This is a genomic window from Sphingomonas plantiphila (assembly GCF_046000505.1).
Lineage (GTDB): Bacteria > Pseudomonadota > Alphaproteobacteria > Sphingomonadales > Sphingomonadaceae > Sphingomonas > Sphingomonas plantiphila.
Genome location: NZ_JBELQC010000001.1, coordinates 694,125 through 710,277, shown reverse-complemented (window position 1 = coordinate 710,277; position 16,153 = coordinate 694,125). Strand labels below are relative to the sequence as shown.

Genomic DNA, 16,153 nt, shown 5'->3' with positions numbered 1-16,153 from the left:
GGAGCATCACAGCCGCTGCTTGAGCGCCAGCATCGCGAGCGCAGCTTCCGCCGCCCCGCCGCCCTTGTCGAGCTGCGCGGGATCGGCGCGGCGGATCGCCTGCGCCTCGTCCTCGGTGGTCAGCACGCCATTGCCGATCGGAATGCCGTCCATCGTCAGCGCCATAATCCCGCGTGCGCTCTCGTTCGAAACGATCTCGAAATGATAGGTTTCGCCCCGGATCACCACGCCGAGCGCGACATAGGCGTCGAAGCGCTGCGTATCCTCGGCCATGACGATCGCGCCCGGCAGCTCCAGCGCGCCCGGAACGGTGATCGTCTCATGCGAATGGCCCGCCGCCTCGATCGCGGCGCGCGCGCCGGCGAGCAGCATGTCGTTGAGATGGTCGTAGAAGCGCGCTTCGACGATCAGGATATGCGCCATCATTCGCCCTCCAGATCGATCGCGCGCTCGCCGACGATGCGCAGCCCATAGCCGTCGAGACCGACCAGCGTGTGGTGCGTGTTGGTCAACAGCACCATTTCTTCGACGCCCAATTCGCTCAGGATCATCGCGCCGACGCCATAGTCGCGCAATTCTTCCATGTCGCTGTCACTGCGTTTGCCGGCCTTGCGCTCGACCGCCATGGTAAATGCGTCGGCGCGCGGCTTGTTGATGACCACAACGACGCCCGCGCCTTCCGCGCCGATGATCTCCATCGACCGCTGGAGCAGATGTCCGCGCTTGTCGGCGTCGCCGAAGATGTCGCTGAACGCGGACAGGGCGTGCATCCGAACCAGTGTCGGCTTGTCCGGATCGATGTGCCCCTTGGTCAGGGCGATCTGCTCGGTGCCGGTCGCCTTGTTCCAGAAGGTGATCGCGCGCCAGTCGCCGCCCCAGCGGCTCGTGAACATTGTCTCCGCGCGCCGCTCGACCAGGTGATCGTAGCGGCGGCGATAGGCGATCAGATCGCGGATCGTGCCGATCTTGAGATTGTGGAATTGCGCGAACGAGACGAGATCGTCCAGCCGCGCCATCGTGCCGTCGTCCTTCATGATCTCGCAGATCACGCCCGACGGGTTGAGTCCGGCCAGCCGCGCCACGTCGACTGCGGCTTCGGTGTGGCCGGCGCGGACGAGTACCCCGCCCTCGCGCGCGACCAGCGGGAAGACATGGCCGGGCGACACGATGTCGGCGGCGCTCTTGGTCCCGTCGGTGGCGACGGCGATGGTGCGTGCGCGGTCGGCCGCGGAGATGCCGGTGGTCACGCCTTCCTTCGCCTCGATCGACACGGTGAAGGCGGTCCCCATGCTGGTGCCGTTGCGACGCGACATCGGCTCCAGCCCGAGCTGGTCGGCGCGCGACTGCGTGATCGCCAGGCAGATCAGGCCGCGGCCATGGCGGGCCATGAAGTTGACCGCGTCGGGCGTCGCCATCTGGCCGGGAATGATCAGATCGCCCTCATTCTCGCGATCCTCGTCATCGACCAGGATGAACATGCGGCCGTTGCGCGCCTCATCGATGATCTCCTCGGGCGAGGAGAGGAAGGCGTGGGGAAGGCGCCGGACTTCATTGGCTTGTTCAGCTTTGGCCACGTACGGCCTCCATGCGTTGGAGATAGCGGGCGAGCACGTCGATCTCCAGGTTGACGGCCTGATCCTGGGCGAGGGCGCCCAAGGTGGTGACGGCCTGAGTATGCGGAATGAGGTTGATCGCGAAGTGCGCGGTGCCGTCGGGCTGGTCGGCGACTTCGTTGACGGTCAGCGAGACGCCGTCGATCGTGATCGACCCCTTGGCGGCGATGAACGGCGCGAGCGCGGCGGGAACCGCGATGCCGATGCGCTTCGAATCGCCTTCGGGGCAGATGCCGAGCACGGTGCCGACGCCGTCGACATGGCCGGTGACGATGTGACCGCCCAATTCGTCGCCGACCCGCAGCGCGCGCTCGAGGTTGAGTTTTTGCCCATCGCTCCATTGCGCGGCGGTGCGCGACACGGTTTCGTGCGAGACATCGACCGCGAACCAGCCCGGACCCTTGTCGACCACGGTCAGGCACACGCCCGAACAGGCGATCGATGCGCCGAGGTCGACCGTAGCCATATCATAGCCAGTGGCGATGCGGATGCGCAGATCGCCGCGGTTCTCGACCGCTTCGATCGTGCCGACATCGGTGATGATTCCGGTGAACATCGTGCTCTTCTGGCCCTATCCTTTGACGCGCTCGTAGACCTCGATCCGGTCGCTGCCAAGCATGCGCGCGTCGTAAAGCCGCCAACAGCCATGCGCCGGAGCGAGGGTGTCGAGGCCGAGATCGGCGAGGCCGGGCTTGCCGCCGAGCAGGATCGGCGCGCGGTAGAGCAGCAGGCGATCGACAAGGTCGGCACGCAGGAACGCGGCAGCAGTCTGCGCACCGCCCTCGACCAGCAGATGGTCGACGCCGGCGAGCGACGCGATGGCGTCCGGCGCGGCGATCTGCTCCCAACCGGGTTCGGCGCGCGTGGAAAGCAGGATACGACGCGGCCCGCGATCTTCGAGTCCCGGCACGCGCACATCCAGCTTCGGATCGTCGGCGGTGAGCGTGCCGCGACCGACCAGAATCGCTTCGTGCCGGGCGCGCTCGAGATGCGCATGCGCCCGCGCGCGCGGGCCGGTGATCCAGCGGCTCTCGCCATTGGCCAGCGCGATGCAGCCATCGAGCGACGTGGCGAGCTTGAGCGTCACGTGCGGGCGACCGTGTGCGCGCCGCGTGAGGAAGCCCGCCATGCTGCGCCGCGCCCCATCGGCGCAAATCGACGCGGTCACGTCGATCCCCGCCGCGCGCAGGCGGGCGATGCCTTGGCCATCGGTACGCGGATCAGGATCGCCCAGCGCCACCACGACGCGCGCGACTCCCGCATCGACCAGTAAATCGGCGCAGGCCGGGCCACGCGGCGATTCGTGAGCGCAGGGTTCTAGCGTGGTATACACCGTGGCGCCGCGCGCTGCCGGGCCGGCCTGTGCCAGCGCCATCGCCTCGGCATGCGGGCGCCCGCCGGGCTGGGTCCAGCCGCGCCCGATCACGCGATCATGCGCGACGATCACGCAGCCGACATTGGGATTGGGCGCGGTTCGCCCGCGCCCGCGTTCGGCGAGCGCGAGGGCGGCGCCCATCCACGCGCCGTCGTTCAAATGCCCATTTCTTTCAGCTTGTCGTCGATCTTCTTATATTCCTGGCGGCGCTTTTCCTTGCGCGCCTTTTCCTCGGCCAGTCGCTTCTGGCGAATCGGCTCGTCGATCTTCTGCTGCGCGATGATCTCGTCGAGCGTGCGGTCGGCGCGCCAGTTCTCGAAATAGATGATCTCACGCTTGTACGGCGCCACGAAGAGCGAATCCTTGTAGAATCCGAACAGGATCAGACCGGTGACGATCGCGGCGGCGAGCAGGAACCAGACCTGGTAGCGATGGCGGATGCGGAGCACGCTCCGCAAATCCGCCAGCGCGCCGACCGGCGAGACCGGGCGATCGGGTTTGAAGAATCTCATGGGGGCAAGATAGGGGCTGTGGCGCGCATGGGCCAGCCCCGCTCAGTCGACCAGCCGGAAATTGAGCGACATCGTCATCCAGCTTTCATAGGGAACGCCGTCGCGCGTCGCTGGCTTGAAGCGCCATTTGGCGAGGGCGTGGCGGCGCGTCGCGTCGGCGAGACCCTTGCTGGGTGAGCGGGTGATCTCGATGTCCTTCACCCGCCCGTCGACTCCGACCAGCACCCGCGCGGTCAGCTTCCCTTCGGTCTGGTTACGGATTTCGGAGTTCGGATAGGGCGGCTGGAGCGAATCGGCGTAGCGCGGGTCGACGCTGGCGCCGACCAGCACCGGCGCGCGGGGAGGGTCGATCGTGACGCCGCTGCTGGATGGGCCGGGGTCTGCGGGCGGATCGATAGTGACGGGGGTGAAATCGGGGGTCGAGTCGATCGCTCCGGCATCGCTGGACAGTTTGACCAGCGAGTCGGGCTGGTGCGGTTTCGGCGTCGTGCGCACCGGCGTCGGCTTTTGATCGCGCACGGGATCGACCGGTTCGGGCGGCGGCGTCGGTACCGGATATTGCTCGATGACCAGCGGCGGGGTTTTGAAGATGTCGGGGACGATCCTGGGCCCCACCAGCGTGGCGCCGAAGGCGACGGTGGCAAGGACGAGCAACGAGGCGCCGGCGCTGGCCGGACGGTTGGCGGATGGCTGGTAGCGATCGGTGTGCATGACAGGCTCTCCATCATTCCCGGTCTGTGCCGGTTCGAAGCATGATATACCATTACACAGCGGCGACAAAATGGTTTCGTCGAGAGACTTATCCCCGTTCGTGGCGCGCGAGCCCGATCAGCCGCGCAGGCGCGCGATGGCTCGCTCGCGGCCGATCAGCGGAAGCAGCGCGGCCATGTCGGGACCCGAATCCTGGCCGGTCAGCGCACGTCGCAGCGGCAGGAACAGCGCGCGCCCCTTGCGCCCGGTCGCCTCCTTGAGCGCGCCGGTCAGCGCGTGCCAGGGATCCCCCGACCAGTCGATCGTCTCCGCGTGGGCGGCGGCGGCGGTCAGGAACTCGCGATCTTCCGGATCGACGCCGGACGCCACCGGTCCTTCGATCACCTGCCACCACGCAGCAGCCCCGGCGACCGTTTCAAGATTCGGGCGGATCGCGTCCCATGCGGCGGCGTCCATGCCCGCAGGAAGTCGGCCAGCGACCGCATCGAAGGGCAGCTGGTGGACGATGCGGGAATTGAGCTGGGCGAGCTCGCCCTCGTCGAAGCGCGCGGGCGCGCGGCCGAAGCGGGCGAAATCGAAGCTGTCGAGCAGCGGCGCGCGATCCGCGACGGGCTCGACCGGGTCGCTGGTGCCGAGTCGCGCGAGCAGCGCGACGATCGCCTGCGGTTCGATCCCCGCGTCGCGGAAATGATCCGCGCCCAGCGACCCCAGCCTCTTGGACAGCTTGCCCTCGCTGCCGGTCAGCAGCGCCTCATGCGCGAAGGTGGGCGGTTCGGCGCCGAGCGCGTCGAACATCTGCAACTGCGCCGCGGTGTTCGACACATGATCCTCGCCGCGCACGACATGGGTGATGCCCAGGTCGATATCGTCGATCACCGACGGGAGCAGATAGAGCCACGACCCGTCGGCGCGGCGCACCACCGGATCGCTCATCGTTGCTGGGTCGAAGCGCTGGGGACCGCGGATCAGGTCGGTCCATTCGATCGGCGCGTCGGAGTCGAGCCTGAAGCGCCAGTGCGGCGCGGCGCCCTCGGCCGCCAGCCGCGCATGATCGGCCTCGGTCAGCGCGAGCGCGGCGCGATCGTAGATCGGCGGCAGCCCGCGCCCGAGCTGGATCTTGCGCTTGAGCTCAAGCTCCTGCTGGCTCTCATAGGCGCGATAGACCCGACCGGCGGCGACCAGTTCGGCGAAGCGGCGCTCGTAGAGATCGAACCGTTGCGACTGGCGCGCTTCCCCGTCGATCGTCAGGCCCAGCCAGGCGAGATCGTCGCGGATCGCCGCGACATACTCCTCGCGCGACCGCTCGGCGTCGGTATCGTCGATGCGCAGCAGGAACGCGCCGCCCGTCTTGCGCGCGCACATCCAGTTGTGAAGCGCCGTGCGGATATTGCCGACGTGCAGGCGGCCGGTGGGGCTGGGCGCGAAACGGGTGACGACGGGCGGCATGCTGCTCATCCCCGCGCGCTAGCCGATTTGGCGCCGCGATGGAACGTGCCGACGATCCAGCCTGTTTACGCGGGCCGCACTTAGCACTATCGGGGCGCCTGCGGGCGCTTAGCTCAGTTGGTAGAGCATCTCGTTTACACCGAGAGGGTCGGCGGTTCGAGCCCGTCAGCGCCCACCAGATCCCCGCCCATCAGTTGGCGGAGATCGCCGGTTTCCCGCCTGTCAGCTTGATCGTGACATAGCTGTTGTCGCAGATGTTCGCGCTCGAAAAGACCTCGGTCGTCCCGTCTTCGTAGCTGGCACGCACATCGTAGCGGCATTGGCTGGACGGGCGATCGAGCCGGACGGTGGTCCGCGCCGCGGGCTTCAGAATCGGCTCGCGCCGCCCTTCTTCCTCGAACCCGGCCTTCCAGTCGGTCGACCCGGTCGGGGCGATCTCGATCAGCTTGATCGGCTTGCCGGTTTCATTGACGAGCACGAAATCCCAGGGCTCCGCCAGCGCGGGCACGGCAACGAGCATCGCGGCCATCAGGCCGATGGCAATTCGCATGGGCATCCTCCCCTAAAAAGGATGTCGAAAGCATGCGCCTGTCGCCAATTCGACGCAAGATAGGACAATATCCTATAGCTGGCGGATCAGGCGCACCGCGCAGGCGATCCAGGGCGGGTCGGCGACCACCTGCTGGCGCGCACCTGGCCCGAGCGGCAGGATGTTGAGTCGCCCGCCACCGCCCTCATGGGCGATCAGACGGCCGAACAGGAACCGGCCCGCCGGGCGCGGGATCAGCACGTCGCGGTTGAGCGCCTGGCCAAAGGCGTCGGGTGCGAGGCGGCGGCACCAGATCTGGTCGCCCGCGCGATAGTCGCCGATCCCGCCCGAGACGGTGATCGCGACGAGATCCGCCTCCGCGACCGGCGGTGCGACGGTGGCCGGACGCCGCAGCGGATGGGCCCCGGCGGCGTCGAGCGAAGCCGCGACGGCGATATCCGGCCGATCGGGCAGGCGGACGAGATCGGCGGCATCCACCTCCAGCGCCGCGGCGATGCGATTGAGCCAGGCGACCGATACGGTCCGCGTTCCGGTCTCGAGCCGCCCGATCGTCTGCGCGGTGGTCGGCGGCACGCAGCGCGCCGCAACCTCTTCCAATGTCAGACCCTTGGCGCGGCGAACTTCGCGGATCGCGGTGATCAATGCTCTCTCCACATAACCGATACGGTTAAATCACTTTCCTACAAGCGTGACGCTATGGCAAGCCCGATTCGCAGCACGGGAGAGTGGCGGATGCGGAAACTGGTCGAACGGACGATCGAGGACGGGCATGTTGTGCGGCACGCTCCGGCGCGGCGCAGCGGGCGGCGCGTGAGCGTCAACGACGCCGAATCGCCGCTGGCCTGGCTGCGCGCGCGCGGGCTGGTGGACGCACGCCAGTTCGAGGCGGGAGAGCGGTTGCGCGCCGACTATGAGCTGGCGGCGCTGGGGCCGCGCGTCACCATGCGGTGGGATGCGGCGCCCGCCGCGCAGCGTCGGGGCGGGCCGCCAGACGGGCTCGACCCGACCCTGGCGCAGATTTCCGCGAAGCGTCGCTTCGATGCGGCGATGGCCCCCTTGGGAGGGGGGCTGACCGATATCGCGTGGCGGGTCATCTGCGCCGGCGAGAGCATGGCGCTGGCGGAAAAGGAGTTGGCCTGGCCCGCGCGCACCGGGCGGATCGTGCTCACCCTGGCGCTGGACCGATTGGCGGATCACTACCGCCTGCCCTGACCGGTCAGTTCATCAGCAACAGGATATCGGCGGCGGCAGCGCCGGTGTTCGCGACCCGCGCGACGATGGGACCGCCACCCGCTGCGATGCGGCAGGTGAGCATCGTGCCGCCACTGGCGTCGGTACACAGCTGGCGGCCCGCGGCGTCGAGGACCGTGAGCGCGACGGGTGCGGCCCCGATCCGGCGCACCGCGATCGTCGCCGCCGCGTCGGCGCTGCGCTTCAGCGAAAGCGACCAACTTCCTCCGGCCGGGACGCTCTGGCGGATAGAGGTGGGTCCGTTGCCGAGAATGCCGCGCGTCGCCTCGGCTTCGGCGGCATCGACCTCGGCCAGCAGCGCCGGATCGCCGGCCGCCATGGCGCGGGCTTCGGCGCGCATCTCCGCGCCGGTCACCGGGCGCGGTAACTCCTGCGCCGCGACGGGGGCGGCGAGGAGGGAAAGACCTGCGGCAATGGCGAGGGCGGCGCGCATGGCTTAGGCAACCTTCGCGACATTCGGTCCGGTCCAGACCGGCGCGCCGATGCGGAACTGCATGCGGGGGCGCGGTTTCGCGGTGAGGCCGATGCCGTTGCCACGATAGCCGACGATCCAGCTTTCCGCGGCATAGCTGCCGGTCGCCGGGCGGGCGAAGCCATATTGGACGGCATTGATCTCGCCCAGCATCGCACGATCGCCACGGGCGAGGAGGCGCGCCTCGGCGTAGAGGGCGGCGGGGGTGGTGGCGCCGGGGGCGAAGGCTTCGCGCGGGAGGGCGGCGAGCAGCTTGGCGGCCTCGATCATCGCGAGCGGGTCGGCGGCGGCGCGGGCATAGCTGGCGAGCTCGCCCGACAGCGCGATGTTGCGCGCGGCGTCGATGTCGATCTGGGCGGGGTCGGCGATATGGACGGTGCGGGTCATTGGCTCACTCCCTGTTCGGTGTGGCCCCTTGGTGCCGCGCCGCTCAGCCGTCCGCCACTGACGCTTTCGGTCGCGCCGCCAGGAAGCGGGTGTAAACCCAGCCGATCCCGATCAGCGCAACGCCGAGGCCGAGGAAGGAGAGGATGCGCAACAGCCCGTCGAGCGCGGCGGCGTCGATCAGGAAGACCTTGAGCGTCACCCCCGTCAGCAGGGCCAGTCCGGCAAGGCGCAGGTCGCGCCCCCCGCGCCGGATGCCGATCCCGAGCCAGACCAGCGCCAGGACGAGAAGCGCGGCGGAGTAGCTGTAGGTTTCGCCGGTGCCGATGGGGCCGGTGAGGAGCGTACCATGTGCCAGCTGGCGCATCGCAACGAGGACGGCGAGCAGGGTGAGCGCCATCGCTGCGCGCACGCTGGCGGGTTTGGGTAGGAAGGCATGCGCCCAGAAGGCGGCGAGCGCGGCATGCGCCACCGCGGCATTGAGCACGGGCACGCTGCCCACCTGCTGCGCGACGAAGACCGGGTTGAGAATCGCGAGGTCGAACCACAGGAAGCGCGCGGCCGCGAGGGCGAACAGCGCGGTGGCGAGCGCCGACATCGCACTGCGGCGGTGCAGGAGCCAAGCGCCGGCGAACAGCGCCTGGGTAATGAGCATGCGCTCCACGAACCCCCAGGCGCGGAACTGCGCGTCGGTTACGATCCCCAGCGGCAGCTTGGCGAGATGATAGGCCAGCATCAGGCCACTGGCGATGGCGAGGCCGAGCACGGCGCGGCGCATCTCGGCGAACTGACGCGCGTCCGGAGCGAGGGCCGCGACCGCGACAATCGGGGGCAACAGGCTGCGCAGCGCATCGGTGAGCGATGGCAGTGCGCGCGCCGGGAGCGTGCCGCCGGTCGCCGACTCGGCGATGAGCAGCGCATAGCTGCCCAGCGGAATCACCGCGGCGGCGACCAAGGCAGCGAAGCCCAATGCGGGAAGCCCGAACAGCGTCTGATCCTGTGTCCGTCGCGCCCACAGGCCAAGCGCGATCGTCGCGAGGGCGAGCGGAACCGCGATCCAGTCGAGCGAAAGGAACTGGGCGATCCCCGTCGTGGCCAGGATGCCAGCGGCGAGCGCGCCGCCGATCAGACCAGGATCGCGCTGGTTGATCGCGGTACGCCGGCGCCAGCTGGTCCACGCCGCCAGCGCGGCGGCGGAGAGTTGGAGTGCGGCCCATTGCCAGGTGTCGAGCAGGCCGGGCTTGTAAAGATTGGCGAGCAGCACGGGACCGGCGAGCCCGCCGATCGCGATGACTGCCCAGCTCCGCCCCCGATCGAGCAGCGCGAGACCCGGGACCGCGAACAGCGCGGCCAGGATGGGGGCAGCGAGCAGCGTGACGCCGCCATGCGGCACGATCAGGCCCAGGGCGAGCAGAACGAGCGCGAGGCCGAGCGCCGCGAGCGCGCCCGGCAGATACTGTAAATCTCGCCACGCAAGGAACAGCGCGGCGGCGGCGAGGATGACGTAGAACCCCCAGAATATCGCGTCGAACCCAAGCTCGGGGGCGAAGAAGAAGATCTGGATGAGGCCGGCAAGCATCGGCGCGATGCGCAGCCAGCGCGCGGTGGCTCCCGCGCGGGGAAGCGCGATGGTCGCGGCGATGGCGAGGACGACGACGAACGCCGCCGGAGCGTCGAGGATGCTGTTAGAAAGTGCGAAGAGCAGGAAATTGACCCAGGCGAACGCCGCGACCGTCGCGGCGATGGCGAGCCACGGCCAGCGCCGGTGGATCGCAAGTCCGAACAAGGCGGCGGTGAACAGCGCGAGATAGGTCAGCAGCGGGCCGATCCCGGCCGCGTCATAGCCCGCGACGAGCGGCGCGACGAAGCCGCCTGCGAGCGCGAGGACTGCGGTCGGCGGGCCGTGGCGGAGCGCGAGAACAAGGCCGAGCGCAGTGACCGCGAGCATCAGCCCGAATGCGGGCAGCGGCCCCATGAAGCGGTAGATCGCGGCGGCGATGTACAATGTGCCATAGGCGCTGGCGATGCCGGCCCCGGCCAGCGCCTGGGCGATGCGGGGATCGTCGCGCAGCGTGGGGATGCGGCGTGCTGCCTCGCTCGCGGCGACCAGCAATGCGGCGAACAAGGCGGCAAGGATCGTGCGCACGCCGGGGCCGAGCAGGCCGATCTCGATCGAATAGCGCACGAGGAAGAAGCCGGCGACGACCAGCGCGACCGCACCGATCCACACCGGCAACCGCGCGCCGATCAGCGATTCGAGGCTGGGGCGGGCCGCCGCCGGTCCCGGCTTGGGCGCCGGCGGTGGGGCCTTGGCGGGCGGGCGCGGCGACGCTGCTGCGGGGGCAGCCCGCACCGGCGCGGGGGCGGCTGTTGCGATGGGGGCGGTCGGTGGCGGCGCTGCCGACCGTACCGGGTCGAGCGGTCGCGCGGGCGCGGGCTGACCGCGCTCTAGCCATTCGATCCGCCGCGTCAGCGCGCGCAACCGCTGGCCCTGCGCAATTGCGACGATGCCCAGGGCCACCACGGCGAGGAACAGAATGCCGTCCATCGCGCGCCTTGTGGCAGCTTGGCGCGGGTCACGCCAGCGCCCGTTTGCGCGGGCCAAGCCGAACTGCGGTTGCGTCACGGCCCGGCGCGCGTAGAGCGGAAGCCATGGAACTGCGCCTCACCAAATGCCACGGATCGGGGAACGACTTCGCCCTGATCGATGCACGCGACCTCCAGCTAGACGATGCGAGCTGGGGGCGGATCGCGCGAACGCTCTGCGATAGGGCGGGGCCGGTGGGATCGGACGGAATTCTACTCCTGACCGAGGGGAAGGACTCCGCTGATTTCGGCATGCGGATCATCAATGCGGACGGGTCCGAGCCGGAGACCTGTCTGAACGGGTTGCGGTGCGCGGCGCGGGCCGGGTTCGAGGCGCTCGGGATCGATGCGGCGCGGGTGCGGCTGAAGACCAGCGATGCGCAGGTCGCGCGCGAGGCGAGCCTAGCCCCCGGCGTCTATACGGTGCGCGAGACGGTGGCGCCGGTGCGGACCGACCCGGCGGCGGTGGGCCTGCGCGTCGCGGCGCCGGTGATCGACGCGGTGATCCCCGGCCTGCCCAGCGACCGCGCCTTCACCGCGCTGGCGATGCCCAATCCGCATCTGATCGCATTCGTCGATCGGGTCGATGTCGATGCGCTGGTTGCGCTGGGCGCGTGGTGCGAGGCGGGGCCGGACCTGCTCGTCGATCGCGCCAATGTGAGCTTTGTCGAGGTGCGCGGGCAGGATTTGTTCGTGCAGACGTTCGAACGCGGCGTCGGGCTGACCAACGCTTGCGGCACCGCGATGGCGGCGTCGGCGCATGCCGCGGGGCTGACCGGGCGGCTGCCGTTCGGGCAGTGGCTGACGGTGTTCAATCCCGGCGGTCGGGTGCGCGCGTGCGCGGAGGGCCCTGCGGGAGGCGATGCAGTGACAATCGCGGGAAATGCGACGTTCGAATGGGACGGCGCGATCGACATCGATCCGGCGACCGGAAGCGCCGGGGCCTTGAAGATTGTGCGGCAGCGCGAGGACGAGGTGGCGGCCTGGGCCGCGGCGCGGGCCTAGGCGCGGAGTTGCGCCCTGCGCTCAGCAAGTCACGCAATCGTGACAATTACTCGACGAGCAGGTGAAAGACGCCCGGGCTGGGCTCCACTGCACCGCGCGTTGCATTGGCCAGCGCGGTGGTATCGACGCGGTCCGACGCTGCCACCTCGACGCGCAGTCGATCCTGCAGCGCGCGCGTGCCGACGATGTTCGACCTGCCCCCCAATGCGGCAATCAGCGCGGCGCTCAGCGCTGGCGCCGCTGCGGCGGGTGGTGGCGGTTCCGAACCGGCGCGAGCGGGCGCGGCGTGCCGTGGCTGGCCGAGCGCGCCCCGGATTTCCTCCGCGATCAGGTCGGCGAGCGGCCCCAGAACCACCTGTGCGGCATTGGCGGAGGGGCGGATGATCCCGCGCGCTCCCAATGCGGTGAGCGCGGCATCGTCGATCGCGCCTTGTTCGACGACGATCAGGCGCAACCGCGTCGTGCACGCGTCGACGCTGGTGATGTTGCCCGCACCGCCGAGCGCGGCCACAAACTGTTCGCCCCGCCCGCCCGCAACCGCTGCAGCGCCGTCCGTTTCCCGCGCTGCCTCGCGCTCGCGCCCCGGCGTGGCCAGGTCGAGCTTGCGGATGAAGAAGCGAAACAGACCGTAATAGAGCAGCGCATAGACCGCGCCGACCGGCAGCAGCAGCCAGGGCCGCGTCGACAAGCCGAAATTGAGCACATAGTCGAACAGCCCCGCCGAAAAGCCGAAGCCGAGCTTGACGCCAAGGAACTGCATCAGCGCCATCGAGATGCCGGTGAGCACCGCGTGGATCGCGTAGAGCACCGGTGCCAGGAACATGAAGCTGAATTCGATCGGCTCGGTCACGCCGGTCAGGAAGCTGGTGAAGGCGAGGCTGAACAGCATGCCGCCGACCGCCTTGCGTCGTTCTGGCCGTGCCTCGTGATACATGGCGAGGCAGGCGGCGGGCAGCCCGAACATCATCACCGGGAAGAACCCCGACATGAACGCCCCCGCGCTCTGGTCCCCGGCGAAGAAGCGCCGCAGATCGCCGGTCACGCCGCCGAAATCGCCGATCACGAACCAGGCGACATTGTTGATGATGTGGTGCAGCCCGGTGACGATCAGCAGCCGGTTGAGCACGCCATAGGCGAACAGCCCGATCTCGCCCGATCCGACTACCGCGCGGCTCGCCGCATCCAGTCCGTCGCTGATATGCGAATAGCCATAGCCGATCGCCGCCGCGAGCAGCAGGCCGGCGATGCCGGACGCGATCGGCACGAACCGCCGCCCGCCGAAAAAGGCGAGATACTCGGGCAGCGCGATCGTCGCGAAGCGGTTGTAGAACTTTCCGCCGATCAGCCCGGAAAGGATGCCGATCGGCACTTCGAGCCGGTCGATCTGCCCGCTCGCCCACGCCTTGGCCGCGAGCGCCGCCGACGCTTCGGGCAATCCCGCCCCAATGTCGGCGGGCACGACGAGGAAGGTCTGCGCGCCGGTGGTGGTGGTGAGGTAGCAGGTGATCCCCGCCAGCGCCGCCGCGCCATTGCCGTCGCGCGCAAAGCCGGTCGCGACCCCGATCGCGAACAGGATGCCGAGATTGTCGAAGATCGCCGCGCCCGCCGCCGACACGAAGGCGATGTCGAGCAGGTCGGGCTGGCCAATGCGCAGCAGCAGGCCGGCGATCGGCAGCACCGCGATGGGCAGCATCAGCGCGCGGCCGAGCGGTTGGAGCGCTTCGAGAATCCTCTTCATGCGCCACTCTCCCCCAGGGCTGTCTTCGCGAACGCGCGGGCAAGCGCGCGGACTTCGCCCGCCGATGTACAGTCGAGCGCGGCGCGCGCATGCGCCTGTGCCTGTGCGGACGTGAGCGATCGCACGATCGCCTTGGCCTCGGCGACGAAGCCGGGGACCGCGGACAGCTCGGTCGCGCCAAGCCCGATCAGGATCGGGACGGCGAGCGGATCGGACGCGAGGCCGCCGCACACGCCGACCCAGCGTCCCGCGCCAGCGCCGCGGCGACACGTTTCCGCAATCATGCGCAGCACTGCGGGGTGGAGCGGATCGACCTGCGCCGCCACCGCCGGATTGCCGCGATCCATCGCCAGCACATACTGGCTGAGGTCGTTGGTCCCGATCGACAGGAAATCGGCCTCTACCGCGAGCAGGTCGGCGGTGATCGCCGCTGCGGGGGTTTCGACCATCACGCCGATCTCGACCCGCTCGGCGATGTCGAGTTCGCCGCGCAGCCGATCGGCGATCGCGCGCACCGCGCGCAGCTCGTCGATGCTGGACACCATCGGCAGCATGATGCGGCACTGGCCGACCGGGCGGACGCGCAGGATCGCGCGCAACTGGGTCTCGAGCAGGGCGGGATGGGCGAGGCCGACACGGATACCACGCTGGCCGAGCGCCGGATTCTCCTCCGCCGCGAAGGGCAGATAGGCGGCGGGCTTGTCGCCGCCGATGTCGAGCAGGCGGACGATGACGGGCAGGCCGGGCAATGCGTCGGCGATACCCTGATAGGCGGCGTACTGCTCATCCTCCGACGGCGCGGCGTCGCGGCCGAGGAACAGGAACTCGCTGCGCACCAGCCCCGAACCCTCGGCGCCCTGGGCGGCGGCGGCGCAGGCATCCTCGACACTGCCCAGATTGGCGAAGAGTTCGATCCGCACCCCATCGGCGGTGTGACAGGGGTCGGCGGCGCGGGCGCGCGCGGCGTCGCGCCGGGCGTCGCGCGCCGCGATCCGCTCGGCGAACGCGCTGTGGTCGGCCGCGTCGGGGGCGATCGTCGCATGCCCCGCCTCCGCATCGAGCAGCAGCACGGCGTCGGGTGTCGCCGCGTCCAGCGCGTCGCCCATCGCGACCAAGGCGGGCAGTCCCATGCCTGCGCACAGGATCGCGACATGTGACGTCGGGCCGCCGCGCGCGAGACACAGTCCCGCCGGGCCGGATTCGGCCAGCGTCACCAGTTGCGAGGGCAACAGGTCGTCGGCGACCAGGATCGCTCCGGGCGGAGCATCGTCGGCATCGGCCGACGTTCCGGTCAGGACAGCAAGCACCTGCCGCTCGATATCGATCAGGTCGTCGATCCGCTCGGCCAGATGCGCATTGCCGGTCGCGCGCAGCATATCGATCTGGTCGTGGACCGCGCCGCGCCAGGCAAAGCCGGCACTCGCACCCTCGGCGATCCGCGCGTCCGCCGCAGCGGCGAGACCGGGATCGTCGAGCAGGGCGAGATGGGCAGTCATCACCGCCGCCACCTGCGCGCTGCCGGCCCCGGCGCGGGCGGCGATGCGCGCGCGCACATCGGCGCGCGCCGCCGCCAGCGCCGTACGCTCGATCTGGCTCCCGGCGCCTTCCCGCTGGACCGCGATGGCCGACCGATCGATCCGCACCACCGGCCCCATTGCCAGCCCAGGCGCGGCGATGACGCCGGCGATCTGGCCCGGCTTCAGCGGCGTCGCGCTGGCGGGGGGCGGGGCCGGGGTCGCCGCCGCCGCGCCCTCTCCCATGTCGGTATCGAGCAGCGCGACCATCGCGGCGAGCGCGCGTTCGGCATCGTCACCACGCGCCTCGATCGTCACGGTGTCGCCGAGCTTCGTTCCGAGCGCCAGCAACGCGACCGGGCTGCGCGCGTCACCGCGCTTATCACCCAGCACCAGCTGGACATCCGCCTCGAACCCGCGCGCGCATTCGCCCAGACGTGCCGCCGGACGGGCATGGATGCCGTGCGGCAGGCGCAGGGTCACGGGCTGGGCGATGACCGTACCGTCGTCGGACCAGCGGCGCGACGGCTCCGTGACCGGCGTCAGCGCCATCAATTCCTCGCACGCACCGACCGCGCGGTCGACAGTGCGGCGGGTGATGGTGAACGTCTCCGCATTGGTCACCACCACCGGCGTGATCAGGCTGGCCGCGGCGAGCGCGACGCTGTCGAGATCGAACCGGATAAGCGGGTCGCCGCGCGCCACCCGCGCACCGCGCGCGACGAGCGGGGTAAAGCCGCGCCCCTTCAGCGCCACCGTCTCCAGCCCGATATGGATCAGCAGCTCCGCGCCCTCGTCGCTGCGCAGCGACACCGCGTGCGCCGATTCGTGCAGCGCGACGATCTCTCCGTCGCACGGCGCGCAGACGGTGTCGCCGAGCGGGTGGATCGCGACGCCGTCGCCCATCATGCGATCGGCGAAGACCGGATCGGGAACCTGATCGAGCGGTGCGGCCCAGCCCCGGAGCGGCGATGTGATGATCAGCGCCATCGTGCC

16 protein-coding genes and 1 tRNA gene are annotated in these 16,153 nt (G+C 69.8%); 3 read left to right on the top strand and 14 right to left on the bottom strand.

What is annotated here, in order from left to right:
- Nucleotides 1-6 precede the first annotated feature (6 nt).
- From ribH to gltX, 7 genes are all read right to left on the bottom strand, one after another.
- A complete protein-coding gene (gene ribH, locus ABS767_RS03340; RefSeq protein ID WP_408078640.1) occupies nt 7-423 on the bottom strand; it encodes a 6,7-dimethyl-8-ribityllumazine synthase in 417 nt (138 codons plus the stop codon).
- Entirely contained in the window at nt 423-1,574 is a 1,152-nt protein-coding gene (gene ribB / locus ABS767_RS03335) for a 3,4-dihydroxy-2-butanone-4-phosphate synthase (protein ID WP_408076946.1), read from the bottom strand. Before ribB ends, ribH begins: the two co-directional genes overlap by 1 nt.
- Nucleotides 1,561-2,169, bottom strand: coding sequence for a riboflavin synthase (locus tag ABS767_RS03330; protein WP_408076945.1), 609 nt, complete (start codon nt 2,167-2,169; stop codon nt 1,561-1,563). The genes ribB and ABS767_RS03330 overlap by 14 nt, the downstream gene beginning before the upstream one ends.
- Nucleotides 2,170-2,184: 15 nt before the next feature.
- Entirely contained in the window at nt 2,185-3,129 is a 945-nt protein-coding gene (ribD, locus tag ABS767_RS03325; RefSeq protein ID WP_408078639.1) for a bifunctional diaminohydroxyphosphoribosylaminopyrimidine deaminase/5-amino-6-(5-phosphoribosylamino)uracil reductase RibD, read from the bottom strand.
- 14 nt (nt 3,130-3,143) lie between these two features.
- Nucleotides 3,144-3,500, bottom strand: a complete 357-nt coding sequence (locus ABS767_RS03320) for a hypothetical protein (RefSeq protein ID WP_408076944.1) — start codon at nt 3,498-3,500, stop codon at nt 3,144-3,146.
- 42 nt (nt 3,501-3,542) lie between these two features.
- Nucleotides 3,543-4,211 carry an energy transducer TonB gene (locus ABS767_RS03315; RefSeq protein WP_408076943.1) on the bottom strand — a complete coding sequence of 223 codons (669 nt, stop codon included), beginning with the start codon at nt 4,209-4,211 and terminating at the stop codon, nt 3,543-3,545.
- A gap of 117 nt (nt 4,212-4,328) precedes the next feature.
- The gene (gene gltX / locus ABS767_RS03310) at nt 4,329-5,666 is read right to left on the bottom strand and encodes a glutamate--tRNA ligase (RefSeq protein ID WP_408076942.1); all 1,338 of its coding nucleotides are present in this window, start codon (nt 5,664-5,666) and stop codon (nt 4,329-4,331) included.
- A 93-nt stretch (nt 5,667-5,759) separates the two neighbouring features.
- On the opposite strand from gltX, the gene ABS767_RS03305 reads away from it, so the two are divergent.
- Nucleotides 5,760-5,835 (top strand) — tRNA-Val (locus ABS767_RS03305).
- 12 nt (nt 5,836-5,847) lie between these two features.
- Here the strand turns inward: ABS767_RS03305 and ABS767_RS03300 are convergent.
- The gene (locus tag ABS767_RS03300; RefSeq protein WP_408076941.1) at nt 5,848-6,207 is read right to left on the bottom strand and encodes a hypothetical protein; all 360 of its coding nucleotides are present in this window, start codon (nt 6,205-6,207) and stop codon (nt 5,848-5,850) included.
- A 72-nt stretch (nt 6,208-6,279) separates the two neighbouring features.
- Nucleotides 6,280-6,849 carry a helix-turn-helix domain-containing protein gene (locus tag ABS767_RS03295; protein WP_408076940.1) on the bottom strand — a complete coding sequence of 190 codons (570 nt, stop codon included), beginning with the start codon at nt 6,847-6,849 and terminating at the stop codon, nt 6,280-6,282.
- A gap of 90 nt (nt 6,850-6,939) precedes the next feature.
- Between ABS767_RS03295 and ABS767_RS03290 the strand changes: the two genes are divergently transcribed.
- Nucleotides 6,940-7,419: a DUF6456 domain-containing protein gene (locus tag ABS767_RS03290; protein ID WP_408076939.1), complete on the top strand. Its 480-nt coding sequence runs from the start codon at nt 6,940-6,942 to the stop codon at nt 7,417-7,419.
- 4 nt (nt 7,420-7,423) lie between these two features.
- On the opposite strand, the gene ABS767_RS03285 is transcribed toward ABS767_RS03290, so the two are convergent.
- The 3 genes from ABS767_RS03285 to ABS767_RS03275 are packed head-to-tail and all read right to left on the bottom strand — an operon-like array spanning nt 7,424 to nt 10,862.
- On the bottom strand, nt 7,424-7,891 hold the full coding sequence (locus ABS767_RS03285) for a hypothetical protein (RefSeq protein ID WP_408076938.1): 468 nt from the start codon (nt 7,889-7,891) through the stop codon (nt 7,424-7,426).
- 3 nt (nt 7,892-7,894) lie between these two features.
- Nucleotides 7,895-8,317 (bottom strand): hypothetical protein, encoded by a 423-nt coding sequence (locus ABS767_RS03280; protein ID WP_408076937.1) that lies wholly within the window; start codon nt 8,315-8,317, stop codon nt 7,895-7,897.
- A 43-nt stretch (nt 8,318-8,360) separates the two neighbouring features.
- Complete coding sequence (locus ABS767_RS03275) at nt 8,361-10,862, bottom strand: DUF2339 domain-containing protein (RefSeq protein WP_408076936.1); 2,502 nt, start codon at nt 10,860-10,862, stop codon at nt 8,361-8,363.
- A gap of 104 nt (nt 10,863-10,966) precedes the next feature.
- Between ABS767_RS03275 and dapF the strand changes: the two genes are divergently transcribed.
- Entirely contained in the window at nt 10,967-11,905 is a 939-nt protein-coding gene (gene dapF, locus ABS767_RS03270; RefSeq protein ID WP_408076935.1) for a diaminopimelate epimerase, read from the top strand.
- A gap of 46 nt (nt 11,906-11,951) precedes the next feature.
- On the opposite strand, the gene nagE is transcribed toward dapF, so the two are convergent.
- Nucleotides 11,952-13,643 (bottom strand): N-acetylglucosamine-specific PTS transporter subunit IIBC, encoded by a 1,692-nt coding sequence (gene nagE, locus ABS767_RS03265; RefSeq protein ID WP_408076934.1) that lies wholly within the window; start codon nt 13,641-13,643, stop codon nt 11,952-11,954.
- Nucleotides 13,640-16,147 carry a phosphoenolpyruvate--protein phosphotransferase gene (ptsP, locus tag ABS767_RS03260; RefSeq protein WP_408076933.1) on the bottom strand — a complete coding sequence of 836 codons (2,508 nt, stop codon included), beginning with the start codon at nt 16,145-16,147 and terminating at the stop codon, nt 13,640-13,642. The genes nagE and ptsP overlap by 4 nt, the downstream gene beginning before the upstream one ends.
- Nucleotides 16,148-16,153: the final 6 nt, after the last annotated feature.

What these genes read in the sequence shown, in the direction of transcription:
- ribH (WP_408078640.1), bottom strand. Translation starts at nt 423, where the DNA reads ATGGCGCATATCCTGATCGTCGAAGCGCGCTTCTACGACCATCTCAAC.
- ABS767_RS03330 (WP_408076945.1), bottom strand. Translation starts at nt 2,169, where the DNA reads ATGTTCACCGGAATCATCACCGATGTCGGCACGATCGAAGCGGTCGAG.
- ribD (WP_408078639.1), bottom strand. Translation starts at nt 3,129, where the DNA reads ATGGGCGCCGCCCTCGCGCTCGCCGAACGCGGGCGCGGGCGAACCGCG.
- ABS767_RS03320 (WP_408076944.1), bottom strand. Translation starts at nt 3,500, where the DNA reads ATGAGATTCTTCAAACCCGATCGCCCGGTCTCGCCGGTCGGCGCGCTG.
- ABS767_RS03315 (WP_408076943.1), bottom strand. Translation starts at nt 4,211, where the DNA reads ATGCACACCGATCGCTACCAGCCATCCGCCAACCGTCCGGCCAGCGCC.
- gltX (WP_408076942.1), bottom strand. Translation starts at nt 5,666, where the DNA reads ATGAGCAGCATGCCGCCCGTCGTCACCCGTTTCGCGCCCAGCCCCACC.
- ABS767_RS03300 (WP_408076941.1), bottom strand. Translation starts at nt 6,207, where the DNA reads ATGCGAATTGCCATCGGCCTGATGGCCGCGATGCTCGTTGCCGTGCCC.
- ABS767_RS03290 (WP_408076939.1), top strand. Translation starts at nt 6,940, where the DNA reads ATGCGGAAACTGGTCGAACGGACGATCGAGGACGGGCATGTTGTGCGG.
- ABS767_RS03285 (WP_408076938.1), bottom strand. Translation starts at nt 7,891, where the DNA reads ATGCGCGCCGCCCTCGCCATTGCCGCAGGTCTTTCCCTCCTCGCCGCC.
- ABS767_RS03280 (WP_408076937.1), bottom strand. Translation starts at nt 8,317, where the DNA reads ATGACCCGCACCGTCCATATCGCCGACCCCGCCCAGATCGACATCGAC.
- ABS767_RS03275 (WP_408076936.1), bottom strand. Translation starts at nt 10,862, where the DNA reads ATGGACGGCATTCTGTTCCTCGCCGTGGTGGCCCTGGGCATCGTCGCA.
- dapF (WP_408076935.1), top strand. Translation starts at nt 10,967, where the DNA reads ATGGAACTGCGCCTCACCAAATGCCACGGATCGGGGAACGACTTCGCC.
- nagE (WP_408076934.1), bottom strand. Translation starts at nt 13,643, where the DNA reads ATGAAGAGGATTCTCGAAGCGCTCCAACCGCTCGGCCGCGCGCTGATG.
- ptsP (WP_408076933.1), bottom strand. Translation starts at nt 16,147, where the DNA reads ATGGCGCTGATCATCACATCGCCGCTCCGGGGCTGGGCCGCACCGCTC.